Source organism: Arthrobacter sp. H-02-3 (genome assembly GCF_003097355.1).
GTDB classification, from domain to species: domain Bacteria; phylum Actinomycetota; class Actinomycetes; order Actinomycetales; family Micrococcaceae; genus Arthrobacter; species Arthrobacter humicola.
Genome location: NZ_PYUI01000003.1, coordinates 1 through 26,803 on the forward strand (window position 1 = coordinate 1; position 26,803 = coordinate 26,803).

Annotated in this window: 25 protein-coding genes; 14 read left to right on the forward strand and 11 right to left on the reverse strand. The window is 66.3% G+C overall.

The window, feature by feature from the left end; all coding sequences use genetic code 11:
- The 6 genes from C9424_RS04050 to C9424_RS04075 all read right to left on the reverse strand — a co-directional run.
- On the reverse strand, positions 1–1,632 hold a 1,632-nt coding region (locus C9424_RS04050), incomplete at its 3' end, for a DUF222 domain-containing protein (RefSeq protein ID WP_442862010.1).
- The gene (locus C9424_RS22195) at positions 1,583–2,266 is read right to left on the reverse strand and encodes an SRPBCC family protein (protein WP_202615765.1); all 684 of its coding nucleotides are present in this window, start codon (positions 2,264–2,266) and stop codon (positions 1,583–1,585) included. The genes C9424_RS04050 and C9424_RS22195, both read right to left, overlap by 50 nt.
- A gap of 146 nt (positions 2,267–2,412) precedes the next feature.
- On the reverse strand, positions 2,413–2,604 hold the full coding sequence (locus C9424_RS21620; protein WP_202615783.1) for a hypothetical protein: 192 nt from the start codon (positions 2,602–2,604) through the stop codon (positions 2,413–2,415).
- Positions 2,605–2,993: 389 nt separating this feature from the next.
- The gene (locus C9424_RS04065) at positions 2,994–3,260 is read right to left on the reverse strand and encodes a GlsB/YeaQ/YmgE family stress response membrane protein (protein ID WP_116765657.1); all 267 of its coding nucleotides are present in this window, start codon (positions 3,258–3,260) and stop codon (positions 2,994–2,996) included.
- A 567-nt stretch (positions 3,261–3,827) separates the two neighbouring features.
- Positions 3,828–4,220 carry a hypothetical protein gene (locus C9424_RS04070; RefSeq protein WP_116765658.1) on the reverse strand — a complete coding sequence of 131 codons (393 nt, stop codon included), beginning with the start codon at positions 4,218–4,220 and terminating at the stop codon, positions 3,828–3,830.
- A gap of 188 nt (positions 4,221–4,408) precedes the next feature.
- Positions 4,409–4,774: a hypothetical protein gene (locus C9424_RS04075; RefSeq protein WP_237563283.1), complete on the reverse strand. Its 366-nt coding sequence runs from the start codon at positions 4,772–4,774 to the stop codon at positions 4,409–4,411.
- Positions 4,775–4,878: 104 nt separating this feature from the next.
- On the opposite strand from C9424_RS04075, the gene C9424_RS04080 reads away from it, so the two are divergent.
- The 4 genes from C9424_RS04080 to C9424_RS04095 all read left to right on the forward strand — a co-directional run bounded on the left by C9424_RS04080 (position 4,879) and on the right by C9424_RS04095 (position 10,953).
- Entirely contained in the window at positions 4,879–5,697 is an 819-nt protein-coding gene (locus C9424_RS04080; protein WP_116765659.1) for a pyruvate, water dikinase regulatory protein, read from the forward strand.
- A gap of 151 nt (positions 5,698–5,848) precedes the next feature.
- A complete protein-coding gene (ppsA, locus tag C9424_RS04085; protein WP_116765660.1) occupies positions 5,849–8,254 on the forward strand; it encodes a phosphoenolpyruvate synthase in 2,406 nt (801 codons plus the stop codon).
- A gap of 239 nt (positions 8,255–8,493) precedes the next feature.
- Positions 8,494–8,796, forward strand: coding sequence for a DUF4193 domain-containing protein (locus C9424_RS04090; protein WP_116765661.1), 303 nt, complete (start codon positions 8,494–8,496; stop codon positions 8,794–8,796).
- 1,059 nt (positions 8,797–9,855) lie between these two features.
- Positions 9,856–10,953, forward strand: a complete 1,098-nt coding sequence (locus C9424_RS04095) for an ATP-binding protein (RefSeq protein ID WP_116765662.1) — start codon at positions 9,856–9,858, stop codon at positions 10,951–10,953.
- A 69-nt stretch (positions 10,954–11,022) separates the two neighbouring features.
- Here the strand turns inward: C9424_RS04095 and C9424_RS04100 are convergent, their stop codons facing one another.
- From C9424_RS04100 to C9424_RS04110, 3 genes are all read right to left on the reverse strand, one after another.
- Positions 11,023–13,416, reverse strand: coding sequence for an ATP-binding cassette domain-containing protein (locus C9424_RS04100; protein ID WP_116765663.1), 2,394 nt, complete (start codon positions 13,414–13,416; stop codon positions 11,023–11,025).
- 119 nt (positions 13,417–13,535) lie between these two features.
- The gene (locus tag C9424_RS04105) at positions 13,536–13,955 is read right to left on the reverse strand and encodes a VOC family protein (RefSeq protein WP_237563284.1); all 420 of its coding nucleotides are present in this window, start codon (positions 13,953–13,955) and stop codon (positions 13,536–13,538) included.
- Positions 13,952–14,425: a helix-turn-helix transcriptional regulator gene (locus C9424_RS04110; protein WP_116765899.1), complete on the reverse strand. Its 474-nt coding sequence runs from the start codon at positions 14,423–14,425 to the stop codon at positions 13,952–13,954. The genes C9424_RS04105 and C9424_RS04110 overlap by 4 nt, the downstream gene beginning before the upstream one ends.
- Positions 14,426–14,538: 113 nt before the next feature.
- Here C9424_RS04110 and C9424_RS04115 point away from each other — a divergent pair, with 113 nt between their 5' ends.
- From C9424_RS04115 to C9424_RS04135, 5 genes are all read left to right on the forward strand, one after another.
- A complete protein-coding gene (locus tag C9424_RS04115) occupies positions 14,539–15,789 on the forward strand; it encodes a type III polyketide synthase (protein ID WP_116765664.1) in 1,251 nt (416 codons plus the stop codon).
- Between the two features lie 98 nt (positions 15,790–15,887).
- On the forward strand, positions 15,888–16,565 hold the full coding sequence (locus tag C9424_RS04120) for a class I SAM-dependent methyltransferase (RefSeq protein ID WP_237563307.1): 678 nt from the start codon (positions 15,888–15,890) through the stop codon (positions 16,563–16,565).
- Positions 16,558–17,736, forward strand: coding sequence for an FAD-dependent oxidoreductase (locus C9424_RS04125; RefSeq protein ID WP_116765665.1), 1,179 nt, complete (start codon positions 16,558–16,560; stop codon positions 17,734–17,736). The genes C9424_RS04120 and C9424_RS04125 overlap by 8 nt, the downstream gene beginning before the upstream one ends.
- Positions 17,737–17,791: 55 nt before the next feature.
- The gene (locus tag C9424_RS04130; RefSeq protein WP_237563285.1) at positions 17,792–18,817 is read left to right on the forward strand and encodes a hypothetical protein; all 1,026 of its coding nucleotides are present in this window, start codon (positions 17,792–17,794) and stop codon (positions 18,815–18,817) included.
- A gap of 9 nt (positions 18,818–18,826) precedes the next feature.
- Positions 18,827–19,498 (forward strand): peptide deformylase, encoded by a 672-nt coding sequence (locus tag C9424_RS04135; RefSeq protein ID WP_116765666.1) that lies wholly within the window; start codon positions 18,827–18,829, stop codon positions 19,496–19,498.
- Here C9424_RS04135 and C9424_RS04140 read toward each other — a convergent pair.
- Complete coding sequence (locus tag C9424_RS04140; protein WP_116765667.1) at positions 19,495–21,564, reverse strand: S9 family peptidase; 2,070 nt, start codon at positions 21,562–21,564, stop codon at positions 19,495–19,497. The genes C9424_RS04135 and C9424_RS04140 overlap by 4 nt on opposite strands.
- Before the next feature lie 217 nt (positions 21,565–21,781).
- Between C9424_RS04140 and C9424_RS04145 the strand changes: the two genes are divergently transcribed.
- The 5 genes from C9424_RS04145 (at position 21,782) to C9424_RS04165 (ending at position 25,761) form a co-directional block, all read left to right on the forward strand.
- The gene (locus C9424_RS04145; protein WP_116765902.1) at positions 21,782–22,222 is read left to right on the forward strand and encodes a VOC family protein; all 441 of its coding nucleotides are present in this window, start codon (positions 21,782–21,784) and stop codon (positions 22,220–22,222) included.
- 109 nt (positions 22,223–22,331) lie between these two features.
- Positions 22,332–23,255 (forward strand): putative RNA methyltransferase, encoded by a 924-nt coding sequence (locus tag C9424_RS04150; RefSeq protein ID WP_116765668.1) that lies wholly within the window; start codon positions 22,332–22,334, stop codon positions 23,253–23,255.
- A 206-nt stretch (positions 23,256–23,461) separates the two neighbouring features.
- A complete protein-coding gene (locus C9424_RS04155; protein WP_116765669.1) occupies positions 23,462–23,923 on the forward strand; it encodes an NfeD family protein in 462 nt (153 codons plus the stop codon).
- 98 nt (positions 23,924–24,021) lie between these two features.
- On the forward strand, positions 24,022–24,999 hold the full coding sequence (locus C9424_RS04160; RefSeq protein WP_237563286.1) for an SPFH domain-containing protein: 978 nt from the start codon (positions 24,022–24,024) through the stop codon (positions 24,997–24,999).
- Between the two features lie 414 nt (positions 25,000–25,413).
- Complete coding sequence (locus C9424_RS04165; protein WP_026266329.1) at positions 25,414–25,761, forward strand: RNA polymerase-binding protein RbpA; 348 nt, start codon at positions 25,414–25,416, stop codon at positions 25,759–25,761.
- Positions 25,762–25,872: 111 nt separating this feature from the next.
- On the opposite strand, the gene C9424_RS04170 is transcribed toward C9424_RS04165, so the two are convergent.
- A complete protein-coding gene (locus tag C9424_RS04170; protein WP_091256196.1) occupies positions 25,873–26,607 on the reverse strand; it encodes a polyprenol monophosphomannose synthase in 735 nt (244 codons plus the stop codon).
- Between the last annotated feature and the right edge of the window lie 196 nt (positions 26,608–26,803).

Below are 26,803 nucleotides of genomic sequence, written 5' to 3' on the forward strand. Positions count from 1 at the left end.
GGGGTCGTCGGTGTTTGCGGCGGGGAATGGGTGCCCGGCCGTGAAGTGGTGCCAGTCGGGGAAGGGGTCCGGGGGCAGTTCCGGCTCGGGATCCGCGGGCACGCCTCGCTCCGGCCATGGGTCTGTGGTTGTGGCCGTGATCGGGAGGTGGGCGGCCCAGCGGGGTGGTTCCCAGTCCTGGTGCTCGCTCGGGTAGTAGCGTTTTGAGGGTGAAATCCAGCCCGGCGGGCTCGTTGTGGTGGCCCCGACGGGTGTCCAGGCCGAGGAGTGTTTCAGGCGGTGGTGTTTCGGGCAGGGCTGGCCCAGGTTGGCGATGCCGGTGGTGCCCCCGTCGGTCCAGGCCAGGAGGTGGTCCGCCTCGTTGTCGAGGGAATGGTTGTTACAGCCGGGGAACGGGCACCTGCCGTCACGGAGCCGGAGCCAGTGCCGCTGCGCCGCCGTCAAACGGTAACTGCTCCGCCCGATCTCCAGCGGCGCCCCGTCCCGGGGATCGGTCAGGACCCGGTAGAAGGAACCGGCGCCGCCACTGACGAGGCGGCGGGCCATCGACGGCGGGATCGGACCGTACCCGTCCAGGACGGCCGGTTCGTCCGTGAGGCCCAGCAGCGACAGGACCGGAACGGTGACCAGGACCTGCGCCCGCGGCACCGGAACACCCCCAACCACACACCCGGCCTCACACCCTCCCGCGGCAAGTCCGCCGTTGGTCCCGCCGCCGGCAAGTCCGCCGTCGCTGCCGCCGCCGGCTGTTGCGGCTGTGGTGCCTGGGGTGGGGCCGGTGCCGTTGGTGAGGAGCCAGGTCGCGGTGATGTCGGCGCGGAGCTGGGCCAGGGTCCGGGTCTCGGCCGGGCCCTGCAGGGCCCGGGCGGCGGCGGTGGTCCGGTCCCAGATCCCGGCCGCGGTCTCGGCCGGGAGCCGGGCCGAAAGCCAGGCCATGCCGTCCCGGTCCGGGACGAACTCGACCCGCCGGTCCGCGACGCTCACGGTGTGGCGTGCCTCGATGCTCTCCGGATGGTGGCGTTCGCGCCAGGTGCGGGCCTTGGCCCGGAACCGGGACGGCACAAGCTCCCCGGCCGCACAGCCCCGGGCCGCCCCGGGCGCGGCGGGGTCCAGGAAATGCCCCTCCAGCGAGGCCGCCCCGGCAGAATCCAGGCCGCCGGTTTCCTCGGCAAGGATCCGGGCGTGCTGCCAGGAAATCGTCCCGGCCCGCAACGCCGCCCAGGTCAGCGACAGCCCGGTCGTCAAGGCCCGGGCCTCGGACAAGAGCGCCCCGGCGGTGCGTTCGCTCACGGTCAGGACACACGCGACCTCGGCGACCAGGGCCATCTCCTGGACGGCACGGTCCCGCACGGATCCCGCCGGCGGGGCCAGGAACCTCGCCGCCCGGGCGTAGTCGGCGGCCAGCTGAACCTTCAGCGCCGCCGTCCGGGCCTCCAACCGGGCCACCTCGGCCAACCCGTCCAACAACCCGTCCGCCAAATCCCGCAACGGATCACCACCGGCGCCGGGCCGACCAGCACCCCGGAGGGCATCAGAGTCCCCCAGGTCATTGGCATCCCGCAGGGCATCGGCGGCGGCCGGATCAGGGCGGTCCGGGCCGTCGGAGCCGGACCCGAGCAAGGCAGCCAGCACAGCCACAGACGCGGCAACGGCCTCCACCGCCGCGTCCGCGCCGCAATCCACACTCGAGGCTGCTCTGCTCTCCACACCCACAGCATCTCAGGACCCTCCGACAAAAATAGCGGCATGGGCCTGTGCTCGACGAGGGTGCTGACCTAATCCCCAAAAATCGTTTGAGAGCTGGCGTCCGGTCGCTGCGCTTCTCCAACAATCGAGCCGATTCTACTGAGGCAATGCTGCAAGCGGCTCTTGCACCCTTGGAAGTTCGGGTCAGGTTTGGGTGCGCGAGTTTAGGCAGTGCAGCCTTCGTGGCGGGGCAGTCGCAATGACGTTGGCTAGAGTCCCGCTCGGGTGGCCTGTGCCAGAGTCTCCGAGAGTCGTGGGAGTATTTGTCCGCGCAGCCGCCGCCCATAATACGGTGGGCGATCACGTGGCTGGGCTCCTCCGGGTCAAATCCTTCATGCGCGTGGAAGAAGCGGGTACCGCTGCCTTCTGGGAGCAGCGTCCAAGTGACGGTGCTGCTCAGGTTGTTGCCGGCATTGGCATCCCGCCAAGAGATCCGCAGAAGTCTTTCCGGATCGATTTCGAGCACTTCGCTCGCGATCAGGCCGTTGAAGCCAGCGGCAGGCACCGGTGTTCCCGGCATGGTGTATCGGTGGCCGATCACCGGCTAGAAGTCGTTCTCCATGAGCCACGTGGCGATCAGGTCCAGTTCTGTGAGCGCACCTCACACCTTCGAGGGCGGGTGGGGGAGAAATTCGTCGAGCCCAATCGCGGTCAATGTGGCTGACATCAGGGGTCCTTGAGGTTGTCGAGGGTGGTGTTCAAGTCTTTCAGGCGGCCGCGCCAGAACATCTCCAATGGAGACAAGCAAGAGGCGACGTCTGCCAGGGGCTCGGGCGTCAAGGTGTAACGGATCGCGCGGCCAACGCGGTGCTCGGAAACCAGGCGCCGGTCCAGGAGGAGCTGCATGGGCTCAGACACGCTGGGCCGGTCCATATCGAACTGCTCGCAATTTCGCCGGCAGTTCGAGGGCCACCAAGCAGGAGAAAAAGAATGTCCCGCCTGGTCGGGTTGGCCAGTGCAGCGAAGAGCAGGTCGGCTGGCGAGGCTTTCGTTCTGACAGTCACAGCACCTCCTATTTAGGAAAAATCCTACGCGTCAACCGCTGCTGGACGGAAAATCGGATGGAGGCCATGCCGGGACCGGCTCGGCGGGTGCGATTTCCCGGCGGCGGTGCACGCTCACGCGGCATCGGTCCAATAGGAAAGCCTCCGCGCGAGTCAAGGACTCAAGCGCGGAGGCTCCCGACTCTCCAAGCTGGGGGACTGGAGGGTCAACACAATTCTAGCGCCTGGACGGCGCGGCGGCCCCTATGCCCTGCTTCTGCGACCGGCTACTGCGCCGAAGATGAGCAGCACAATGACGGCGCCCAGAATGGAGAGGAGCCAGGTCCGCAGGTCGAAGAAGTCGCCGAGGCCTCCTCCGAAAATCAACGATCCGATCCAGCCGCCGAGGATCGCGCCCACGACGCCCAGCACGAGCGTGACTACCCAGCCGCCTCCCTGCCGGCCGGGAAGCAGTGCCTTGGCGATGGCCCCTGCAATAAGCCCGAGAATGAGAAAAGCGAGAATCCCCATGACTGTACTTCCTTTCCGTGGACTGGCCGTGGAATGCGGCCGTAAGCATGATTCAATCAGCAGGCTTAGTAGTTCGCAATACCGGGTGCCCGGCGATTGACGAAGTTTTTCGACGCGTCAGTCCGGCTCCGCCCTTCGTGTTCGCCGTTGTTTAGGCGAAAACGTGATTGCGCCACATGGAGGGCCCGCTGGGCCACCTGCTTCATCCGGGCCTTCTACCAGCACAGTCGCGGGCGCCTGTGGTCTGCGGGGGAGCGAGAGGAACCCGTGAGATTGGCGATTCGATCCGCCGTCGGACGCGTGGCGCAGTTGCCCTGTTCGAGAATATATCCACTGTCTTGCTGTTTGTAACGACCGCGGCGACACGCGGTCCACAGGCGCTTGGCGTGACGCAGCGCTGCAGTGTTGAGCTTGAATATCATGCGGGGCCTTCTGAGCCGTATTTTTCCGGGTCCGGGGGTGTACCGGGTCAATGGGTGCTCAACACAGGTGCCCCAGGCGGGAGTCAGCTCTGAACGCGGACGGCGGTGTTCGCCGACCGGGGTAGTCGATGCTCGGGCCGCTGGACTACTTCTGGGTATGTGGGCCGGAATCCTCACCGGGTTTACGGGTGGCATCTACGGTGCCGTCCGCGCCGTAGTCGCCCTCTGAATATCGGCCTATTTCAGATTCTGCCGTGCGGCCGCGAATAGTCCCGGCGTCGCCATAGTCGGCCTCCACATACCGTCCCGATTCCGTGGCTTTGTCGCCCAGGGGCTCGGGCAGGCCGCCCTCGCTGCCGGCCGCGCCGTAATCCCCTTCGGTATATTGGCCTTCCTCGTCCTCCGCGTGGCGGCCGGATTGCGCGCCGGCTTTGCCATAGTTGCCTTCCACGTAACGGCCCCGCAGGTCTGGCTCTTCGGGCTTCTTCTTCGTTCCCGCTTCATCCGGGCTGTTCTCGAAGCCGCTGTTGTCGGTCATGATCGTGCCTTTCCCGAAGCGAACTTTGCGTCTTCTGCGGCGCAGTTTAAGTTTAGCGAGGGCCGCCTCGGAGTTATAGGGAGCGGTCACCGCGGGGGAGTGGCACTCCACGGCCCTGTGCTGCGGTAGTCGGGCTACGTCGTCAAAGTAAGAAGGCCATCTTCAGCCTGCGTACGCCGGGAAGTGTCCTAGACGGCGTCGGGCCGCTGATCACCCTTGTGGCTCCGCAGGTTCTCCTGCACCTTGCCGAACAAATCCTTGATGGTCGACTCCGTATTAGTGAGCATGTCCGGCTGGACGTAGACCTGTTGGGCGGGAGACAAGCTGTAATGGGACGGCAGGCCACCCGTGCCGTCCACGCCTTCCAGCGCGATGGTCACGCTGCCTTCCTTGCGCGCAATGGCGCCGATCCGGCCGAAGACCACGGTAAATTCGTCCGGCTGGAAGCTCACGGTCAGCCCGACATGCGCCCGGCTCAGGTCGCTTGCCGCGACGGCCTTCTCGTTCCCGGTTCCTGCATAGTTCATGTCCATCTCCCCGACAGTTGGTGGCATTGGCGCCTCGTACGCGAGCAGTCTACGTCTGGACCCAGAGGCCGGAAAGGACCCCGCCGGCTGCCCGATACCGGACCAGGTCCGCTCTGGTGGAGAATGCGTTCATGACCAAAGACGATCTTCGGCCTGTCTACTTCCTTTCGGATAGCACCGGCATCACCGCAGAAACCCTCGGCAACACCCTGCTTACCCAGTTCCCGGCGAATAACTTTGACCGCATCACGGTCCCTTTCATCACGACCGTAGAGCAGGCCAAGACCGTGGTCGGCACGATCGACAGCCTGGCCGTCTCCGGCCTCCAACCGATCGTCTTTTCCACCGCGGTCAGCAGCGACATCCGGCAGGTCCTGGCGACGTGCAACGGGATCATCGTGGACCTGATCGGTACGCATGTCGGACAACTGGAGCGGGCCCTCGGTTCGCCGGCCAGCGGCGAACCCGGCAGGGCGCATGGCCTGGGCAATGCGGAGCGGTATCAATCCCGGATGGCCGCCGTCGAATACGCCATGGAACACGACGACGGCCAGAGCCTGCGTGCGCTCGAAAAGGCCCAGGTCATCCTGGTGGCCCCGTCACGATGCGGCAAAACGCCCACCACCATGTACCTGGCGCTGCAACACGGCATCTTCGCCGCGAACTTCCCGCTGGTGGATGAAGACTTCCAACGCGAAGGGCTCCCCAAGCCGCTGAGGCCTTTTGTGGAGAAATGTTTCGGTCTCTCCTCCAACCCCCTGCGCTTGAGCCAGATCCGCACGGAACGGCGCCGCGGCTCATCGTACGCTTCGCTGCGGCAGTGCGGGTTCGAGCTGCGCAGCGCCGAGCAGTTATACGTCTCCCATAGGATTCCGTACCTGAATTCAGCCACGGTCTCCGTGGAGGAAATGGCGGCCACCATTCTGCAGCGGATGAACCTCAAGCATTAGGGAAAAGTTTCACAAACCCTGTGTGGCGGACGTCATATGGAAAGAGCGCCTCAGACCTGTCAGTGTGGACAGGACTTGCGCCCATCGACCGGCCATCGCCGCGAGCGGGGCGGTGCACCTGCATGCCATCTTCTGCAAAGGAGCAGTAATTATGACGACAGACATCCTGTGGTTTTCAGAACTCGGACTCAAGGACCTGGACCGGGTGGGCGGAAAGAACGCTTCCCTCGGCGAAATGGTGCAGAACCTGACCTCGGCCGGGGTTCAGGTCCCCGACGGCTTCGCCACGACAGCGGATGCCTACCGCAACTTCCTGGCAGATTCCGGCCTGGACAAGAAGATTGCCGACAGGCTGGTCGGCCTGGACACTGACGATGTGACGGCCCTGGCCTCCGCCGGGCAGGAGATCCGTGCCCTGATGCGCGAGACGCCCTTCCTGCCGGACTTCGAAGCGCAGATCCGGAACGCCTACCAGCAACTGGTGGACAAGCACGGCGGCTCGGAGGACCTGTCCTGGGCGGTCCGTTCCAGCGCCACCGCGGAAGACCTTCCCGATGCCTCCTTCGCCGGGCAGCAGGAAACGTTCCTGAACGTCCGCGGGATCGAGAACATCCTGCTCGCCATCAAGGATGTGTTCGCGTCCCTCTACAACGACCGGGCGATCGCCTACCGCGTGCACCACAAATTCGAGCACGCTGAGGTGGCGCTCTCGGCAGGCATCCAGCGCATGGTGCGCTCCGACGTCGGCGCCTCCGGCGTCATGTTCACTATGGACACGGAGTCCGGGTTCCAGGACGCCGTGTTCGTCACGTCCTCCTACGGTCTCGGCGAGGCCGTCGTTCAAGGCGCGGTCAACCCCGACGAGTTCTACGTCTACAAGCCCGCGCTGCAGGCCGGACGCCCCGCCATCCTCAAACGAGGACTGGGCGAGAAGGCCCTCCAGATGACCTACACCACCAGCCGCGAAATCGGCCGCACCATCGACTTCGTGCCGGTTGAGGCGTCATTGCGGAACCGCTTCAGCCTCAGCGACGCCGACGTCGAACAGCTCGCCCGGCACGCTGTCGCCATCGAAAACCACTACGGCCGCCCGATGGACATCGAATGGGGCAAGGACGGGATCGACGGCGGCCTGTACATCCTGCAGGCCCGCCCGGAGACCGTGCAGTCCCGCCGGGCCTCCGGAAGCCTGAGCCGTTTCCGCCTCAACGGAACCAGCCGGGTGCTGGTCGAGGGCCGTGCCATCGGCCAGCGCATCGGCGCCGGCAGCGTCCGCATCCTCACCGCGATCGACCAGATGGCCGCTTTTAAGACCGGCGATGTCCTCGTCGCCGACATGACCGACCCGGACTGGGAACCGATCATGAAGCGCGCCTCTGCCATCGTGACCAACCGCGGCGGCCGCACGTGCCACGCGGCCATCATCGCCCGGGAACTGGGGATTCCCGCCGTCGTCGGCACCGGGGACGCCACAGAAGCCCTGTCCGACGGCCTCGAAGTGACCGTCTCTTGCGCCGACGGTGAGACCGGTGTTATTTACGAAGGGCTCCTGGACTTCAGCGTCGAGGAAACCGAGATCACCCAGCTGCCCGAGGCTCCCATCAAGGTCATGATGAACGTCGGCACCCCGGAACAGGCGTTCACCTTCGCGCAGCTGCCCAACCACGGAGTGGGACTGGCCCGGCTCGAATTCATCATCAACCGACAGATCGGCATCCACCCGAAGGCGCTGCTTAACCTGGCCGAGCAGCCGGCGGACGTCGCCGCGGAAATCCGCGAGCGGATCGCCGCGTACGACAGCCCGCGCGAGTACTACATCAAGCGCCTGGCCGAAGGCGTGGCCACCATCGCGGCGGCTTTCGCGCCGGAACCCGTGATCGTGCGCATGTCCGACTTCAAGTCCAACGAGTACGCCAACCTGATTGGCGGTCCCGCCTACGAGCCGCACGAAGAGAACCCGATGCTCGGCTTCCGCGGCGCCTCACGGTACCTGGAGCCGTCCTTCCGGGACTGCTTCGACCTCGAGTGCGAGGCCCTGTCCTTTGTCCGCAACGAGATGGGGTTGACCAACGTCAAGCTGATGATCCCGTTCGTGCGGACCCTGGACGAGGCCCGCGGCGTCATTGACCTGCTGGCGGAGAACGGCCTCACCCGCGGTGAGAACGGCCTCGAGGTGATCATGATGTGTGAGATTCCGTCCAACGCGCTGCTCGCCGACGAGTTCCTGGACTACTTCGACGGATTCTCCATCGGTTCCAATGACATGACCCAGCTGGCCCTGGGCCTGGACCGGGATTCCGCGATTGTCTCGGACGGCTTTGACGAACGCGACCCTGCCGTCAAGAAGCTCCTGAGCATGGCCATCAAGGCCTGCAAGGCGCGCGGCAAATATGTGGGCATCTGCGGCCAGGGTCCCAGTGACCACATGGACTTCGCTGAGTGGCTGGTGGCGGAAGGCATCGATTCCGTCTCCTTGAACCCCGATACCGTGGTGGATACCTGGCTCAGGCTCGCCGGCGGGGCCGTCGAGGCAGGAGTCGGTGCCGAGGCGAACTGACGGCACGACGCCGAGGGAGCGGCAGGCGGCGCACCCGCCGGGCAGCACGGTCTATCTATTTCAGACCGTGCTGCTGCGGCCGCACCGACCGCCTGGCGGGACACGCACGACGACGCGCCGTCGGCTCGCGACACATTTCCCGCGGCCGGCCAACCGGTCCTCTCGACTGGGGAACAACGGAGCCGTGATATACGTTGCAGTTCCGTCAGGTAAGAACGTCAGAGAAGAGAATGACCCCAGTGGCAACTGATTACGACGAAGTACGTTCCGACGTCAAGGAATCCCAGGACCGGTCCCTTGAGGCGTTGCAGTCCGCCAACGCACCGGATGCCCGCAGCGTTGCACGTGAGTTGGACGAGGCCGACGCACTGGATGAAGCGATGACGCCGGGCGGCGAGTTTGTCGCCGAGGAGCTGATCGTTCAGGTCATACCCCAGGCGCAGGATGAGTTCACCTGCTATTCCTGCTTCCTGGTCCGTCACCGGTCCCAGCTCGCTCGCGAAAAGGACGGCCACCAATACTGCATTGAGTGCGAGGGATAAGACGGATCACGTCCCGACGTCTGGAAGCAGCCGCAAGGCCGAAATTGGTTAGAGTCTCTACCTCAAGGCCTGCGGGGCGCCGGCCGGCTCATGGTGGCGTCGGTAAATGCCGGAGACGGATTGACCGCACTTAGCCTGGCCTATGAATGGTTCGCAGAGGACGTACCGAACAAGACCTGGATCCGCGTCGTTGAGAAATCACAAACCCTTGAATCCCGCGGCGCAACGCACATTGGGTTTGTCCAGGCCGGGGGAGAGGCCCAGAGCTTCGCCGTAGGGTTGAACCGCCGGTTAAAAGCGGATTCGGACACAAGTGTGTCGCGTTCGGAGGGAAAGTGATCGAGCCCGTCGTTCATGTGCTCCTGACCGCGCCGACCCAGTCGGCGGCGATTTCTCCCGGCCAGTTGACCACGGTCAGGACACTGCAGGCTTGGGGGGAGAACCCCGCGGTGTTCCAGCCAAAGCAGACCTGGACAGGATGCGTTCGGAAAAACACTTCACAGAGCCGTTCCCAGCCGCCGTCCGGGGCCGAACTTAGCCGCAGAACACTCCTAGCTGGTTTAAGGCCAACGCTCCAACCCCGATTCCAGTGAGGCCACGAACGCAGTATTTCCGCAGGCCAGAGCAGGGTATTGGGGTCGACGTGATCCGCGCCGGAAAGGTTTGCGGAGGAGGGGCGATATTGCATCAGGTCCAATAATCTCTACTTTACATAATGTTGATTATCGGCGTTAAGTAATCAGCCGGAAGTGGCTTAGTGGAGCCCGACCCTGTGCGTGTCGGTGCTATCAGAGCTGCGTCTCAGAGTTCGGCGCTTGAGCTGCATCGCCCAAGTATCGGCGCCTGCCGCGACAATCAGAATCGGCGGCGGCTGAGATCGACCTCGGAAACCGGCGAGCGAGCTGGACGTGACGAACAAGCCCGCCGGCAACCTGGATCCATTCCAGCCAGGTTATGGACGCCCAAACGTCACGTCACGCGAGAACTCACAGAACTCACATATGCTCATAGCGTTCAACCAAACTCACAAGACACACAGGAACTCATAGGAGCCCGCCGATGGAAAACCCGTTTCGACCCTCGGCAGGTGCCACACCGCCGGAAATCCTCGGCAGGGCCGGTGTGCTGGATGAGTTCGAGTATGGGCTGCGCCTGGGCTCCGGCGCCCCCGGCCTCCTGACGATCTTCACCGGCGCCCGGGGAATCGGCAAGACCGTGATGATCGGCGCCGCCCACGATGTCGCCCGCGAACACGGCTGGGCCGTGATTTCCGAGACCGCCACCGCAGGTTTCATGGGTCGCATTGGCGAATCCATGCGCCAGCTCGCCGAAGAGCTCGGCACTGGCCCGGTGGTCCGGCGCATCACTGCGGTGGCCGCCGCAGGTTTCAGCATCACTACGCAGCTCCCGCCCGAACGCCAGGTAGCGTGGCGGACCCTGGGCCAGAACCTCCTGACGCTTCTTGACAAGCACGGCACCGGCCTGGTCATCACGGTAGACGAGATTCATGCCGCCGACCGCGGCGAACTGGCCCAGCTGGCCGCCAGTGTCCAGCACTTCACCCAGGACCGTCTCCCCATTGGTTTGGTCTTCGCCGGACTGCCGGCCGCAGTGTCGGACCTGCTCAACGAAGGGGTCGCCACTTTCCTCCGCCGGGCCGACAAGATTGACCTTCACGCTGCCGCTGTGCGGGAAGTGGAAGAGTCGTTCGCCCACACCTTCGCCGAAGCATCCTTCGAGGTCTCCCCCGCCCTGGTCCGCCGTGCGGCAGAAGCCACGGGAGGGTATCCGTTCCTCATCCAACTGGTCGGATACTTCCTCTGGAAGGAAGCGGAGATCAACCAGGGAACACTCACTCCCGAGTCAGTCGAACGCGGTATCGCGGCGGCACACCGGCGCAACGCCCGTACCGTGATCGAAGCCGCGCTCGCCACCGTCTCCCCCAAAGACCTCGACTTCCTGAACGCCATGGCAGAGGACGACGGACCCTCCGTGGCCGGGGACATCGGACGGCGCATCGGCGCCAGGACAAATCTCGTCGCGAACTACCGTTTAAGGCTGCTGGCAGCGGGCCTCATTGAAGCCGCCGGCCACGGAAAAGTCGACTTCGCCATCCCCGGCCTGCGCCAACATCTCAGGGCACAAACCAGTGACTAGGCGCTTCGGGGACAGCCCGCGGATGCGGTGCTTGCCGGCACCGGACAAGCCGGCAAGCCGCCGCCGTGTTCAGGCGCCGACGTAAGCCGCGAGGTGCTGGCCGGTGAGCGTGGAACGTCCGGCGACGAGGTCAGCAGGTGTTCCCTCAAAGACCAGTCTGCCGCCGTCGTGGCCGGCGCCGGGGCCAAGGTCGATGATCCAGTCGGCGTGCGCCATGACTGCCTGGTGATGCTCGATGACGATGACCGATTTGCCCGAATCCACGAGGCGGTCCAAAAGACCAAGCAGCTGCTCGACGTCGGCCAGGTGCAGGCCGGTGGTCGGCTCGTCGAGGACGTAGACGTCGCCCTTTTCGGCCATCTGGGTGGCGAGCTTGAGCCGCTGCCGTTCCCCGCCGGACAGCGTGGTGAGAGGCTGGCCGAGGGTCAGGTAGCCGAGGCCGACGTCGGCGAGCCGGCCCAGGATCTTGTGCGCGGCGGGTGTTTTGGCCTCGCCGTCGTCGAAGAAGTCCAAGGCCTCGGCCACCGACATCCCGAGGACTTCGGCGATGTTCCGGCCGCCCAGCCTGTACTCCAGCACTGACGCCAGGAATCGCTTCCCGTCGCACTCCTCGCAAACAGATTCGACCGTGGCCATGACTCCCAAGTCGGTGTAGATGACGCCGGCGCCGTTGCACGCGGGGCAGGCGCCCTCGGAGTTGGAGCTGAAGAGCGCCGGTTTCACCCCGTTGACCTTCGCGAACGCCTTGCGGATCGGGTCCAGCAGCCCGGTGTACGTCGCCGGGTTGCTCCGCCTTGAGCCGCGGATCGCGCTCTGATCGACCACCACTACGCCCTCGCGGCCGTCGATTGAGCCGTGGATCAACGAACTCTTCCCGGAGCCGGCGACGCCAGTGACGGCGCAGAGCACCCCGAGTGGAATGTCGACGTCCACATCCTTGAGGTTGTGCATGGACGCGCCGCGGATCTCCAGCGTGCCCGACGACGAACGCACCAAGTCCTTGAGGCTGGCCCGGTCGTCGATGTGACGCCCGGTGATGGTCTCGCTCCCCCGCAGGCCCTCTACCGTGCCCTCGAAACACACGCTGCCGCCCCCGGTGCCGGCGCCGGGGCCGAGGTCGACGACGTGGTCGGCGATCGCGATCATCTCCGGCTTGTGCTCCACGACGAGCACGGTGTTGCCCTTGTCGCGAAGTTGGAGCAGCAGCCTGTTCATCCGCTCGATGTCATGGGGATGCAGGCCGATCGACGGCTCGTCAAAGACGTAGGTGACGTCGGTCAGCGAGGAGCCAAGATGGCGGATCATCTTGGTCCGCTGTGCCTCTCCCCCGGACAGGGTGCCCGCTGGCCGGTCAAGGGAGAGATAGCCCAGGCCGATCCCCGCGAACGAGTCGAGGATGTGCTGGAGTCCGGCGAGCAGCGGGGCCACTGAGGGTTCGTCAAGGCCGCGGGCCCAGTCGGCGAGGTCGCTGATCTGCATGGCGCAGGCCTCAGCGATGTTCTTCCCCTTGATCTTTGAGGACAACGCCTCCTGGCTGAGCCGGGTGCCGCCGCATTCGGGGCAGGTCGTGAACGTGATCGCCCGTTCCACGAACGCGCGCACGTGCGGCTGCAGCGCGTCGACGTCCTTGGATAGCATCGACTTCTGGATCTTCGGGATCAGCCCCTCGTACGTGAGGTTGATGCCCTCAACCTTGATCTTGGTCGGCTCCTTGTAGAGGAGGTCGTCCAGTTGCTTCTTGGTGAACTTGCTGATCGGCTTGTTCATGTCGAAGAATCCGGAACCGCTGAAAATGCGGCCGTACCAGCCGTCCATGCTGTAACCGGGGATCGTGAGCGCACCTTCACTGAGTGACTTGGTGTCGTCGTACAGCGCCGTGAGGTCGAAGTCGGTCACCGAGCCCATGCCCTCGCAGCGCGGACACATGCCGCCCTGGTACACCACGTCGCGCACCACGTTCCTCTCGACCCTGCCGCCCTTTTCGGTGCTCATTACTCCGCTCGCCTTGCGTGTCGGGACGTTGAAGGAGAACGCGGTTGGCGAACCGATGTGCGGCTGCCCGAGCCGGCTGAAGAGGATCCGGAGCATGGCGTTGGCGTCGGTGGCGGTGCCGACGGTGGAGCGCGGGTTGGCGCCCATCCGTTCCTGGTCGACGATGATCGCCGTCGTCAGGCCTTCCAGGAGGTCGACATCGGGCCGTTGCAGCGTCGGCATGAAGCCCTGCACGAAGGCACTGTAGGTCTCGTTGATCATCCGCTGCGACTCCGCGGCGATCGTGCCGAACACCAGGGAGCTCTTGCCCGAGCCGGAGACGCCGGTGAACACCGTCAGGCGGCGCTTCGGGATCTCGATACTGACATCCTTGAGGTTGTTCTCGCGGGCGCCCTGCACACGGATCATGTCGTGGGTATCGGCAATCTGCTGCGCGGGCGCCTCCGTGTCCGTCCCCGTGGCCATGCTCATGGTGTCTCCATCTGTTCTACGGGACCGACTTCGCGGTCTCTGTCGGCGTCGCTGTGCTCTATCTAACCAGCATCGGGAGGCGGCCCCGGTCCTGTTTCATGGGCTGGTCCGCGGAGTGCTCAGCGCGGTTCCTGGATGCGGATCAGGTTGCCCGCGGGATCGCGGAATGCACAGTCACGAACCCCATAGGGTTGGTCGGTGGGCTCCTGGACGACCTCGGCGCCTCTGGCCTGCAGCCGCTCGAACGTGCCATCGACGTCGGTCGTGGCCAGGAGGACCCGTGCGTAGGTGCCCTTGGCCATCATCTCGGCGATGGTGCCGCGCTCGTCGTCGGTGATGCCGGGGTCCGCGGCCGGCGGTTCCAGCACGATTGACGTGCCCGGTTGCCCGGCGGGGCCGACCGTGAGCCAGCGCATCCCGCCGTAGCCGACGTCGTTGCGAACCTCGAATCCGAGGGTGTCGCGGTAGAAGGTCAGCGAGGCGTCCGGATCGGTGTGTGGGAGGAAACTCGAGAGAATGGTGATGTCCATGGCGTTCATGCTAGCTGCGGCTCGTGGGCCCGCGCTTCTCGATTCCTGACCGGTCGGGTGACCTGTTTCGCCACGCAGGACGGCATGCCCGCCGTCGTGCGCATTGCCTCCCGCCGAAAGACGCTGGGAGGCACCCCGACCAGCTCGGTGAAGCGGCTGCTGAATGTGCCCAGCGAGGAGCAGCCGACGGCGAAGCAGACCTCAGTGACGCTGAGGTCGCCGCGGCGCAGCAGTGCCATGGCGCGCTCGATCCGGCGCGTCATCAGGTAGCTGTACGGGGACTCACCGTAGGCCAGACGGAACTCGCGGCTGAGGTGCCCGGCGGACATGTGCACGCCGCGGGCAAGGGCCTCGACATTTAGTGGCTGCGCGTACTCCCTGTCCATCCGGTCACGGACGCGGCGCAGCCGCGCGAGATCGCGGAGGCGTTGCTCGTCTCGTGGCTGTGGATCACTTTGCTGCGAATCCGGGGCGGGCATGCTGGTCACATCTGAGATCGTGCTACGACGCGCCGGACTTGTCCAGTGCCGCCGGCGCCCCGAATCTCCGTTCCATGCATTGTCTTTGACGCCGGGCTCACTGAGAATGAACCATGACGGTCTACCTGAGGTCTTTGGAAACTGCAGTCCCGCCAACCATTCTGGTCCAGCCCGAGGCCAGGGCCGTGTTCGCCGCCCAGCCGGGCCTGACGCGGCTCGGATCCCGGCTCGTCAACACCTGCTTTGACTCCGCAGCCATCGACACCCGGCATACGGCCGTCAAGGAGCTCACCACCGACAGCCGGGCGCAAGATCCGCAATTCTTCGACCCTGCCACGGGCCTGCTGCTCAGCCCGAGCACCAAGGTCCGGAACGATATCTTCGCCACGGAAGCCACTAAGCTCTTCATTGAAGCCGCCCAAAAAGCCCTGGATGCCTGTCCCGGGGTCGATGTGCTGGACGTAACCCACCTGATCACCGTTTCCTGTACCGGATTTTTCAATCCCGGGCCGGACTACAAGATCGTCCGCGCCCTGGGCCTGAACCCGGCCGTTCAGCGCTACCACCTGGGCTTCATGGGCTGCTACGCCGCTTTCCCGGCGCTGCGGGCGGCGAAGTCCTTTTGCGAGGCAGATCCCGAGGCTGTGGTCCTGGTGGTCTGCGCCGAACTGTGCTCGCTCCACGTCCGGACCTCCAACGACCCCGACACCATCATGGGGTCGGCGCTGTTTGCCGACGGCGCCGCTGCGGCAGTCGTCACCGCCCGGGATATCCCCGGTGAGCCTGCCCTGGTGCAGCTGGACCACTTCGAAACCGTCCTGACGCCGGTCGGGGAGGAATCCATGGCCTGGAACATCGGCGACGAAGGCTTCGAGATGGTTCTGGGGAACTATGTCCCGCACATCATCGACGACCACATTATCGGCGCCCTCGAACCTCTCCTGTCACGGGACGGCTCGCTGCACGGACTCCGCTACGGCGACATCCAGCACTGGGCCATCCATCCCGGCGGCCGGAGCATCCTGGACAAGGTTCAGTCCCGGCTGGAGCTCAGCGATGAACAACTTGTCCCCGCCCGGGAAACATTGCGAAACTTCGGCAACATGAGCAGTGCCACCGTCCTGTTCGTCATCAAGCACATCCTTGACCTGCCGGCCGCCGGCGAGGACCGGGACGGGAAGGACGTTCCTGCAGTCCATCCGGGTGCGGAACGGATCTGCTCCATGGCCTTCGGCCCGGGCCTGACCGTGGAAACAGCGCTCTTCACCCGCCTTCCGGTGCGGCGGGCCGCCGCAGCCGCCGAAACTCCCGACGCCGAGACCGCTGGCGCAGACCCGGCGCGCCCGGTCTCGGTGCGGGCCTGAAAGCGGCCACGCTGAAACCCTCCAACGTGCGGCTGTTCACGACGGACCGACTCCGTTCGGTCCTTCTGCGGGACCGCGCGTCCGACGCCGTCGAGGAGATGGACCTGCCCGGCTGCGATCCCGGCCGACTGGAGCGCACCTATGCCCAGTTCGCGCTCGTCAACCGCGCGGTCGCCGGGTGGCGCGGCATCTATCGGCGCCGTGTGCGGCCGCGGCTGACCCCGGACACCCCGATGACCCTGCTGGACATCGGTTGCGGCGGGGGAGATGTTCCGGTGCTGCTGTCGCGTTGGGCCGGCCGGGACGGGCTGCGGCTGGACATCACGGCCATTGACCCGGATCCGCGGGCCAGCCTGTTCGCCACGGACCGGCACGCGTCTGCGGGTATCACCTTCCGCCAGGCGGCCGCCGCGGAGCTTGTCGCAGAAGGCCGCCGCTATGACTTCGTGGTGTCCAACCATGTACTGCACCACCTGGACGGACTGCCGGGATTCCTGGCCGAATCAGCCAGGCTGTCCCGCGGCACGGTGATCCACAACGACATCCGCCGCAGCCCCGCCGCCTACGCGCTCTTCGGTGCAGCCTCTTGGGTGTTCACCGGCTCCTACATCCGGCAGGACGGGCTGACCTCGATCCGGCGAAGCTTCACCGCAGCGGAACTGACCGCCGCCGCTCCCCCGGGCTGGACGGTTGCCCGCCACGCCCCCTTCCGCAACCTCCTTTTGCTGGACACCGCCGACGCCGGCCACCCGGAAGGACCACCCGCCGGTGGCTGATGTGCTGATCATCGGCGGCGGCCCGGTGGGACTTTTCATGGCCGCCCTGCTGCTCCAGGAGGGGGTGGAGGTGCAGGTGCTGGAGCAACGGAGCGCGCCGGAACCCCATTCGCGGGCCATCGGCATCCATCCGCCGGCCCTCGAGGCCCTCTCCCGCGCAGGAGTCGGGGAAACCTTGGTTGCCGAGGGCGTCCAAATCCGCCGCGGCATCGCCCTGGCCCGCGGAAGGACGCTCGCCACGATGTCCTTCGCCGGAGTCTCGGACCGCTTCCCGTTCGTCCTGTCCCTGCCGCAAGGCCGTACCGAGGCGCTGCTGGAACAGCGGGTCAACGAGCTCGACGGCGGCGCTGTGCACCGCACCGTCCGTGTCACTGGGTTGTCTGACGACGGCGTCCGGGTCACGGTGGAAGCCGCATCCCCGGGGGGCGCCCTCCAATACACGGCGCCGCTGGTCATCGCCGCCGACGGCGTGCGGTCCACCGTGCGGTCCGTGCAGGGCATCGCCCTGCGCACCAAGGACCATCCGGACAGCTACCTCATGGGCGACTTCGCGGACGGGACCGGCTTTGGTCCCGACGCGGCTTTGTTCCTGGCCGGTGCCGGAATCGTGGAGTCGTTTCCCCTGCCCGGTCGTCTGCGCCGCTGGGTGGTCCGGCTGGGCCCCCGAGAATTCATTGGCCGAGAACTCGCTGCCCGCGACCCGGCCGCCGGCGATCGTGACGGCGATGCCCGGTGGCTGATGCAGTGTGTGCGGGACCGGACGGGATTCGAGATCGATCCCGGGACCAACAGCATGCTCAGCAGCTTTGGTGTCCGCACGCGCCTGGTGCGCCGAATGGCAGCCGGCCGGGTGGTGATGATTGGGGATGCGGCCCACGAGGTGAGCCCCATCGGCGGGCAGGGCATGAACCTGGGCTGGCTGGATGCCGCGGACCTGGCGCCGATCATGACGGCAGCGGCGCGCGGTCACGATGTGGCGGACCGTCTGCGGACTTTTGAACTCGCCCGCCTGAGGGCAGCCGCCAAGGCCGCCCGCCGGGCGGAAATCAACATGGCCCTGGGCCGGCCCCTCGCGGACGGCCTCTTGGCAGCGCGGAATCGGGCCATCGGCGGCGTGGCCGCGGTCCCGGCGATGAATTCGTTGATCGCGCGCCGGTTCACCATGCATTGAAGCTCCCGTGGCCGCCCGGCCCATGGGTGACCGTGGCGCGGAATAGACTGTGCACATGGAGGGCCTCTCGGTGCCGCGGCGGCGCCGCACAGTGTTCCGCACACTGTTCCGCACACTGTGCAGCGCAGCGTCCGCCGTGGCCGTACTGGGTGCCGCAGCGTCCTGCAGCACGGACACCGGTGGCGGGTCCGCGGGCACGCCCTCCGCTCCAACAGCCGCAGCGACAGCCACCTCCGCCGGGCCGGTGACCGTTGAACTCAACCAGTTTCGCGACAACTACAGCAATCAGATCATCGAAATCCAACTCACGAACACCACGGTCGCTCCTCTGACGGTCCTCGGTGCTGAACTGAGCACGCCGCTCTTCGCGGCCCCGATCGCCTGGCCGGCGACCGCCGGCGGTATCGTGCTGCCGCCCGGCCAGACGAAGAGCCTGCCGGCACCGTTATCCGCGCCGGAATGTAACAGCACTGGTGCATCCCGCGGTGTGCCCGGGGACGAAACCGGCGGGACCACCCGAACCACCGGATCAGCGCAGGTGACCCTCCGGCTGGCGCCGCCAGCAGCCGCTGCAACAGACCCGGCCACCGGCCCAACCACGGCTGAAGATCCCTTCGGGGTCCTGGCGCGTAACAACGCTGAGATGTGCCTGACCCGCGAAGCCGCAGCGGTGGCGGCTTTCGCACTGGCTCCGGACCTTGAGGTCGCCGCGGACGGGCGGACCGCCGTCGTGCGTCTGCTCGTTACACCGGCCGCCGCCAAGGCAGGGGGCACCGGCGGAGCGGGCGCCGGTGAGTTGGTGATAGACCGAATTGACGAAACCACCCTGCTGGCGGAGTCGCCGGTTGCCCCGTGGCCGCGGGCGGTCACGGTTCGCGCCGGCGGGGCGGTTGCGGAACTGCGGCTTGGAATCCGGCCAGCCCGCTGCGATCCCCACGCCGTGGCCGAAGACAAAGTGGGCACGCTCCTGCCGCTGCGCATCACAGTGGCGGGCCGGGAGGGCGTCCTAAAGATCGCTGCCGGCGACAAACTTCGGGGACAGATCTACGATTTTGTTACAACTGCCTGCGGCCGCCAGTAGTCTGAGGGCATGTCCATTGACGCCAGGCCCACCGACTACAGCGCCGCCCGGATCCAGGAGACCGTCCAGGAGATCCTGAGCGCGGGCATCCTGCCACCGATCGTCCAGGCCGGGCATCCAGTCCTCCGGCACGTGGCCGCGCCGTTCGAAGGCCAGGTGACCGACGCCGAACTCGGTCACCTCATCGACCTCATGCGCAGCGTGATGCACAAGGCACCGGGCGTTGGCCTGGCAGCACCCCAACTCGGGATCCCCCTGCAGATCGCCGTCCTGGAGGACCAGTTTGCCGTCGATCCCGAGGTGGCTGCCGTCCGCGGACGGGAACCGCTGCCGTTCTTTGCCATGCTGAACCCGCGCTATCAGTCCCTTGGCAGCACGTCCGTGGCGTTCTATGAGGGGTGCCTCTCCGTCGGCGGCCTGCAGGCTGCCGTGCTGCGGCCGGAGTCGGTCCAGCTCGACTTCACAACACCGGACGGCACACAGCTGCAGCGGACTTTCACTGGCTGGCAGGCCCGGATTGTCCAGCACGAAACCGACCACCTGCACGGCATCCTGTACCTCGACCGGGCCGAGCTGCGCTCCATCAGCAACAACGCTGAATACTCCGCCCGCTGGGCCCAGCCGGACATCAGCCGGGCCCGGCAGGAACTCGGTTTCCTGCCGGACCCGGCGGAGGACTAGGGCTGCGGTGCCGGATTCTTCCCGGACGGCAGGTAGCGGGCCCACCACTTGAGGATTTCGTCGAAGCGCTGCTTGCGGTGGTGCGGGGTCCCGGAGCGCGATAGCTCGTGGTTCTCGCCCGGGAAGACCAGGAATCCGGTCTCAACCCCCTGCTGCTTGAGGGCCGTGAAGTAGCGCTGGCCCTGCTCCACGGGGCAGCGGAGGTCATCCTCGCTGTGGATCACCAGCGACGGCGTCCGCAAGTTGTGCACTCGCGCCATGGGACTCTGGGCGGCCATCTGCTCCGCCGTACGGCCCGTGTATTCACCGCCGAAGAACCAGCCGATGTCCGAGGACCCGGTGAAGCTCACCGGATCCAGGAAGCCGCGTTCCACGATGGCCGCCCGGAAGCGGTGGTCGTGGCTGATGGTCCAGGCCGTCAGGTAGCCGCCATAGGATCCGCCCATGATGCCGACGTTGGCAGCGTCCAGTTCGTCGAACTTCTCCACGGCCCCGTCCAGGAAGGCCAGAACGTCCTGCATGTCCACGGTGCCCATCCGCTCCTTGATGGACCGCCCGTGGGCCTGCCCGTAGCCGGCCGAGCCCCGCGGGTTGCACATGAGCACGGCGTAGCCGGCCCCGGCATAGACCTGCACTTCGTCAAACAAGGCCACGCTGAACTGGGCAAACGGGCCGCCGTGAATGATCAGCAGCACCGGGTGCGGGCCGGGGCCTGCGGGTTTCACGAGCCAGCCATGGACCGGGTAGCCGTCGGTCGAGGGCATCGTGAGTTCCTGCGGCTCGCCGATGTCCGCAACGCTCCGCAGCGGCGCGGAGAAATCCGTCAGCCGCCGCAGCTGCCCGCCGTCGAGCACGGCAACGTCGCCGGCCGTGGTGGAGTCGCTGAAGCTCACCACCAGGGAGCCTCCGCCGTCGACGGCGCCGGTGACTACCCGGTTGCCGTCCAGGAGGACGGTGTGGCCGCCGTCGACGAGGAACTCGTGCAGTTCCACGGTTCCCCGCGCGTTGTTCAGCACCAGGGCGCCCGCGGCGCCGCGCAGTTCGATCCGGCTGCCGCCGGACAGGTCCAAGGTCTCCACATCGCTGAGCGCAGTGGCGTGGCCGCCTGTTGCCGGCATGGCAAACAGGGCGGTGTTCCTGGCGACAAAGTCGTGGCCTGAGGGTCCCATGTCCTGGGCCAGGAAGAAGATCCACTGGCCATCGGCTGACTGGCGGACGGCACTGATGCTCTGCCGCCCGGCATCGGCCGGCCTGATGGCCTCCGGCTCCCCTCCGGCGGAGGGGATCGAGTAGATGCCGCTGACGAGGTCGGTGTCGCTCCCTTCGTGGAGGGCCGCGGTGAAGAAGATCGTGCCGCCGTCGGCGCTGAAGCTTGCGCCGTCGTGATCGGCCGCCCCGCTGGTGAGTTGCCGGGCGGCCGGCAGCAGGCTGGCGGCGGGCTCATGCGGATCGGCCGCGGCGCCGAGGGCCTTCAATGCGCGTCCGGCCGGGGCGACCTTCGGTTCAGCGTCAAGCGGCGGCACGTCCACGATGAACAGCTGCAGCGGCTTGTCGGCGGTGTAGCCAAGGCCGTTCATCCGGTACTTGAAGTCGGTGATGAGCCGGGCGTCCTCGCTGCCGGCACCGACACCGTCGACGCTGCCGTACCGGCCCTCCTCCGGGGTCCTGGCACTGAAGACGATGCTCCCGGAATCGGGCGACCACGCAAACGAGCTGACACCCAGCGGTGCTGCGGTGAGTTGCTGGGGTTCGCCGCCGGCCGCTTCCACGACGTGGAGCTGCGGCTTCCCGCCCGCGGCCGCCCGCAGGAACGCAAGGGCCCGGCCGTCCGGGGAAAAATCCGGCGCCGTGTCACGGAAACCGCGGGTCAGTCGGCGGGGCCGCCGGTCCGGATCGAGGGGGACCTGACCAGGGTGGTCCGAGCCCAGCGGGACGGTCCACAACTGGCCCACGTAGGTGTCGGCATCGAAGTCCGGGCGGATCACGGACACCACGGCACGTGAGCCGTCCGGATGCACGGCGGGGGTGGAAACGGAATTGAGCAGCGGTAGATGTTCGGATTTCACGCTTGCGAGCCTAACGCGAGGTAAGCAGACTGTGAAATACCTCACGCCGGTCCGGTGCGGCGCGGACTGGGGACATGTCCTTTGTCGATTCCCGCCGATACCGACGGAATGTCTTATCCCTTCGATCAGCTCCTATTTCGAGGGTGTTCCTCGCGCCGTGATTTCACCGTAGGCTCGGTCTTGGGCGGCTTGGAACGAACACTTGGAGGCTTTGCTCATGTCACGCATCATGCGGTTCGACCACGTCGGCGTCACGGTCCAGGACCTCGACAAGGTGACAGCGTTCTTCGTTGGACTCGGTCTCGAGATTGAGGGCCGGACGTTCGTGGAGGGCGAGTTCATCGACACGGTCATAGCGATCCCTGATTCCCGTACAGAGATCGTTATGTTGCGAACGCCTGACGGAGGTTCAGGGGTGGAGCTTTCCAGCTTCGTCCGGCCCGACCCCGAGCCGGGATCGCCCGCCGGCATGGCCAACGAACTCGGGCTGCGCAGTGTTGCCTTCGAGGTCGATGATCTCCAGGCGCACGTCGATCGGCTGGCCGGGGAGGGGTACGGGCTGGTCGGTGGCATCGGCCAGTATCAGGACGTCTGGCGCATGGCCTACGTGCGGGGTCCGGAGGGAATCATCGTGGCCCTGGCTGAGCGGATCAGCTGACGCGGCGGTCCCAGCGGCGATGCCTCCGGCCCACCCCCGATCCCCCGAGGCCGATTCCGCAGGGGCGATTCCGCGAAGCTCCCCCGGCATCCGCGCTTAGGATGAAGGTATGCCTCCCGCCCCCGACTTCCCCCTGCTGTGCCCGGTGTGCAGGACCAGCCTCCGGTCCAGCGACGCTGGCGCCCCGACCCTGCAGTGCGGCGCCGGCCACAGCTTCGATGCCGCCAAGCAGGGGTACTTCAACTTTCTGGTCGGCAAGGGGACGGTATTTGAGGCGGACAGCGCGGACATGGTCGCGGCCCGCTTCGACTTCCTCTCCGCAAGGCACTATCAGCCGCTGGCCGATGCCGTTGCCGAGGTGGCCTTACCGGCGCTCGCAGCTTCACCGGGCGGGCGGCCCACGGTGTTGGATGCCGGAACGGGCACAGGCCACTACCTCAGGACACTGCTGGACAGGTTTGACCAGGACAGGGCTGAATCCGAGGGGGCGGACCCCGAGCGCCCTCCGGCGGGTAGTGTTTCGGCTGCGGCCATCGGTCTGGACATTTCCAAGTTCGCGCTGCGCCGCGCCGCCAGGATGAACCCGGAAGCCCTCAACGTGGCCGGGGACGTCTGGCAGCCTCTGCCGGTCCAGGACAACGCCGTCGACTTCGTTACGGTGGTCTTTGCGCCGCGCAACGCGCCGGAGTTCGCCCGGGTGCTCCGGCCCGGCGGCCGCCTCGTGGTGGTCACGCCCCGGCCCGGCCACCTGGCCGAGATCGCCGGACAGACCGGCATGCTGGGGATCGAGCCGGCCAAGGACGAGCGGCTCGCGGCATCCCTGGGCACGCACTTCGCTCCCGTCGGAACCCGGGATCTGGACCTGGCTCTCTCCCTGAGCCCGCGCGACGTCACCAACCTTGCCCTGATGGGTCCGGCGGGACACCATCTGGACCGGAGCGCCCTCGCGGCGCTTGAGGCCGGACTTCCGCCGCGCACCGCCGTCTCGGCCCGATTCCGGATCAGCGTCTTCGAACCGGTTCCCGCGAGCTGACCCGGCGCGGCGCCGCGGCACGCCTGCACCGCGTCCGCACCGCTGAACCCGTCCCCGGGGCGGGGAATCAGCCCGGCACGTAACGACTTGGCCACGTTGTCCACCAATTTTCGGCGCCCGGGTCCAGTCGTTGCCCTTCAGTTTAGGATGGAAAGACAGTTACTGAGGAGCTGTGCTTCCAGCTCCCGGAACTCAAGGGGGAATTGATGTCTGTATGGCTGCTCGAGAACTGGTGGGCGCTATGGCTCACCCTGTTCCTCCTGTTTGCCGTGGTCGAGATGCTCACCCTGGACCTGTTCTTCATCATGCTCGGCGGAGGTGCCCTCGCCGGATTGGTGGCGGACTTCGCCGGCGCCGATCTGTGGCTGCAGATCATCGCCTTCTGCGTTGTGTCCCTGCTGATGATCGGCTTTGTCCGGCCGGTGGCCCTCAAGCACCTCCACAAGGGCCCGGCGGACCAGCGCAGCAACATCGAAAGACTTATCGGCGAATCCGCCCTCGTCATGGAGGCAGTGAGCGAGACCGGCGGCCTCGTCAAGATTGGCGGGGACGTCTGGAGCGCACGGTCCGAATCCGGGGTGCTCGCGCCAGGCCAGCAGGCCGTGGTCAGCGCCATCGACGGTGCCACGGCGATCGTGGCCCCGCAGCCGGAATCGGCCATCCAATAAAGAGGCGGCAGGACATCCTGCGGCACCGGCAGCGGGCCGCACCGCCGCGGATCTGCCACAGCGACACCAAAATCAAACAACTGGGGAATAGGTGATGTATGGATATCGCAATCGCAATTGTGCTGCTGGTACTGATTGCGTTCGTAATTATTGTGCTGGTCCGGTCGGTCCGGATCATTCCGCAAGCCCGGGCCGGCGTCGTTGAACGGCTGGGCAAATACCAACGCACCCTGAATCCCGGCCTCACCCTGCTCATTCCGTTCGTGGACCGCCTGCTGCCGCTGCTGGACCTCCGCGAGCAGGTGGTTTCCTTCCCGCCGCAGCCCGTCATCACCGAGGACAACCTGGTGGTCTCGATCGACACCGTGGTGTACTTCCAAGTCACCGATGCCCGCGCCGCCACCTATGAGATCGCGAACTACATCCAGGCCGTGGAGCAGCTCACCACCACAACACTGCGCAATGTGGTCGGCGGGCTCAACCTCGAGGAAGCGCTGACATCGCGCGACCAGATCAACGGCCAGCTCCGCGGAGTGCTCGACGAGGCGACGGGACGATGGGGCATCCGCGTCTCCCGGGTGGAGCTCAAAGCCATCGATCCGCCCCACTCGATCCAGGACTCGATGGAGAAGCAGATGCGGGCCGAACGCGACCGCCGCGCCGCCATCCTGACCGCGGAGGGAACCAAACAATCGGCCATCCTCACCGCCGAAGGCCAGCGCCAGTCCTCCATCCTGAAGGCCGAAGGCGACGCCAAGGCGGCGATCCTGCGGGCCGACGGCGAGGCGCAGGCCATCCAGAAGGTCTTCGACGCCATCCATAAGGGCAACCCCGACCCGAAGCTGCTGGCCTACCAGTACCTCCAGACCCTCCCGAAGATCGCCGAGGGCTCGTCGAACAAGCTGTGGATCATTCCCAGCGAGGTCGGCGACGCACTCAAGGGGATCGGGAGCGTCCTGGGTACCGGACCGGCTCCGGTCCCGGTCCCGGCTCCGGCTCCCCCGACGGCGACGTCGTCGGATGCCGAAACGCTGGCCGCGCCCGGCGGGGTCGACACCCCGGGAAGCCAGGCCTAGGCGCCCGGCACCTTCCGGATCCTCGGGCACCGCCCGCATCACGGTTCAAGGGAGCCCCCGCAGGCCCCATGGCCCGGTCATTGAGGCCCGGCCGTGGGGCCCGCCGTTTAAGGCCGGACCAGGCAGGCGGGTACTCCTTACGTGGTCCGCGCCGCCCGGCTACTCGCTTTACCTCGTGTGCACCACTGCCGTATACTTGAGTATTTGTCCGGCCGGTTCAGCCGTCCGGAACAAAAACGCTTCGTACAGCGTTGATTTCAATGACGTGCCAAACAGTTTTTGTCACTGGTGGCTGCCGTCCGGCCCGGTCAGCGGGCCACTCGCGGTTCAGCACAGTGCAACCAGAAGTCCGGCGCCTGACGGTCCCCGGATAACGCAGGGCTGGACCCTGCGAACCGAATAGAGGGAGAAAAGATGAGCGATCGCAGCCTGCGGGGTATGCGCCTTGGCGCACAGAGCATGGAGACCGAATCCGGCGTCGAACCGGCTCCGCGCCAGCGGGTTGAATACCGTTGCGAGGACGGCGAGCAGGTGTTTGTGACGTTCTCCTCGGAAGCCGAAATCCCCCCGGTTTGGGTTTCGAAGACGGGCAAGGAGGCCTTGCTGGTGGACGGCGAACGCCCCGTCAACAGCAACGAAAAGGCAGTGCGCACGCACTGGGACATGCTGCTGGAACGCCGTAGCCTCCCCGAGCTTGAGCAGATCCTCGAAGACCGTCTCACGATCCTGCGCGAACGCCGCGGCGAACGCCGGTCGGCCTAGACGGCCAGCTGATACCACCGGCTAAGAACGGACCGGGCCCGCATCACTAGTGATGCGGGCCCGGTCCTTTCTCGTGGGCCGTCTGCTTCCGGGACGGTGCCGTCCGGGCCGCTAGGCGTCCTTCTTGCCCCTGAGCTTGTTCCAGCGGGCAGTCAGGCCCCACTTCGTGACGTTGATCATGGCTTCGATGACAATGTTGCCGCTCATCTTCGAGGCCCCGAGTTCACGCTCAACAAAGGTGATGGGGCGTTCCACGATCGTCAGGCCGAGCTTGGCCACGCGCCAGGCCAGGTCCACCTGGAAGCCGTAGCCGACCGAGTCCACCGCATCCAGGTTCAGCTTCTCGAGCGTCGTCCGGCGGAAGGCACGGAAGCCGCCGGTGACGTCCTTGATCTTAACGCCCAGCATGATGCGGGCGTACGTGCTGCCGACCCGGCTGATGGCCTGCCGGTAGAGCGGCCAGTTGACGACGCTGCCGCCGGGAACCCAGCGTGAGCCCATGGCGAGGTCCGCGCCCTGCTCCACGGCCTCGATCAGCTGGGGCAGCTGCTCGGGCTGGTGCGAGCCGTCGGCGTCCATCTCCACGAGGATGTCGTAGCCGGCGTCCAGGCCCCACTTGAAGCCTGCGATGTACGCGGCGCCGAGCCCTGCCTTACCGGCCCGGTGCAGGACGTGGATCTGGCTGTCGTCGGCGGCCATGCGGTCCGCCAGCTGTCCTGTGCCGTCCGGGCTGTTGTCGTCGACAACCAGCACATCGGAGGCAGGCACGGCTGTGCGCAGGCGACCGAGCGTCTTGGGCAACGATTCCAGCTCGTTATAGGTGGGGATGATGGTGAGGACACGCACAGCGAGGCCTTTCCTTGAAGGGAGCGGTCGGTGCGCCGGCAGAGAATCGTCGAAGACTTTCAGGCGCAACTTCCCATTATAGGGAGTCGCACGCGCGTGACGGGCCGCATGGCGGCCCCGGGCAGGTCCACCCGCTTCGGGCCAGTACCGGCAGGCCTGAAAATTTCGGCGCCGGAACCGTTTTCTGCTGCGAAGT

Bases quoted from the DNA above. Each gene is read 5' to 3' on its own strand.
- C9424_RS22195 (WP_202615765.1), bottom strand. From the start codon at position 2,266: ATGCCGGGAACACCGGTGCCTGCCGCTGGCTTCAACGGCCTGATCGCG.
- C9424_RS04065 (WP_116765657.1), bottom strand. From the start codon at position 3,260: ATGGGGATTCTCGCTTTTCTCATTCTCGGGCTTATTGCAGGGGCCATC.
- C9424_RS04070 (WP_116765658.1), bottom strand. From the start codon at position 4,220: ATGACCGACAACAGCGGCTTCGAGAACAGCCCGGATGAAGCGGGAACG.
- C9424_RS04075 (WP_237563283.1), bottom strand. From the start codon at position 4,774: ATGCCACCAACTGTCGGGGAGATGGACATGAACTATGCAGGAACCGGG.
- C9424_RS04080 (WP_116765659.1), top strand. From the start codon at position 4,879: ATGACCAAAGACGATCTTCGGCCTGTCTACTTCCTTTCGGATAGCACC.
- ppsA (WP_116765660.1), top strand. From the start codon at position 5,849: ATGACGACAGACATCCTGTGGTTTTCAGAACTCGGACTCAAGGACCTG.
- C9424_RS04095 (WP_116765662.1), top strand. From the start codon at position 9,856: ATGGAAAACCCGTTTCGACCCTCGGCAGGTGCCACACCGCCGGAAATC.
- C9424_RS04100 (WP_116765663.1), bottom strand. From the start codon at position 13,416: ATGAGCATGGCCACGGGGACGGACACGGAGGCGCCCGCGCAGCAGATT.
- C9424_RS04105 (WP_237563284.1), bottom strand. From the start codon at position 13,955: ATGAACGCCATGGACATCACCATTCTCTCGAGTTTCCTCCCACACACC.
- C9424_RS04110 (WP_116765899.1), bottom strand. From the start codon at position 14,425: ATGCCCGCCCCGGATTCGCAGCAAAGTGATCCACAGCCACGAGACGAG.
- C9424_RS04115 (WP_116765664.1), top strand. From the start codon at position 14,539: ATGACGGTCTACCTGAGGTCTTTGGAAACTGCAGTCCCGCCAACCATT.
- C9424_RS04120 (WP_237563307.1), top strand. From the start codon at position 15,888: ATGGACCTGCCCGGCTGCGATCCCGGCCGACTGGAGCGCACCTATGCC.
- C9424_RS04130 (WP_237563285.1), top strand. From the start codon at position 17,792: ATGGAGGGCCTCTCGGTGCCGCGGCGGCGCCGCACAGTGTTCCGCACA.
- C9424_RS04135 (WP_116765666.1), top strand. From the start codon at position 18,827: ATGTCCATTGACGCCAGGCCCACCGACTACAGCGCCGCCCGGATCCAG.
- C9424_RS04145 (WP_116765902.1), top strand. From the start codon at position 21,782: ATGTCACGCATCATGCGGTTCGACCACGTCGGCGTCACGGTCCAGGAC.
- C9424_RS04150 (WP_116765668.1), top strand. From the start codon at position 22,332: ATGCCTCCCGCCCCCGACTTCCCCCTGCTGTGCCCGGTGTGCAGGACC.
- C9424_RS04155 (WP_116765669.1), top strand. From the start codon at position 23,462: ATGTCTGTATGGCTGCTCGAGAACTGGTGGGCGCTATGGCTCACCCTG.
- C9424_RS04160 (WP_237563286.1), top strand. From the start codon at position 24,022: ATGGATATCGCAATCGCAATTGTGCTGCTGGTACTGATTGCGTTCGTA.
- C9424_RS04165 (WP_026266329.1), top strand. From the start codon at position 25,414: ATGAGCGATCGCAGCCTGCGGGGTATGCGCCTTGGCGCACAGAGCATG.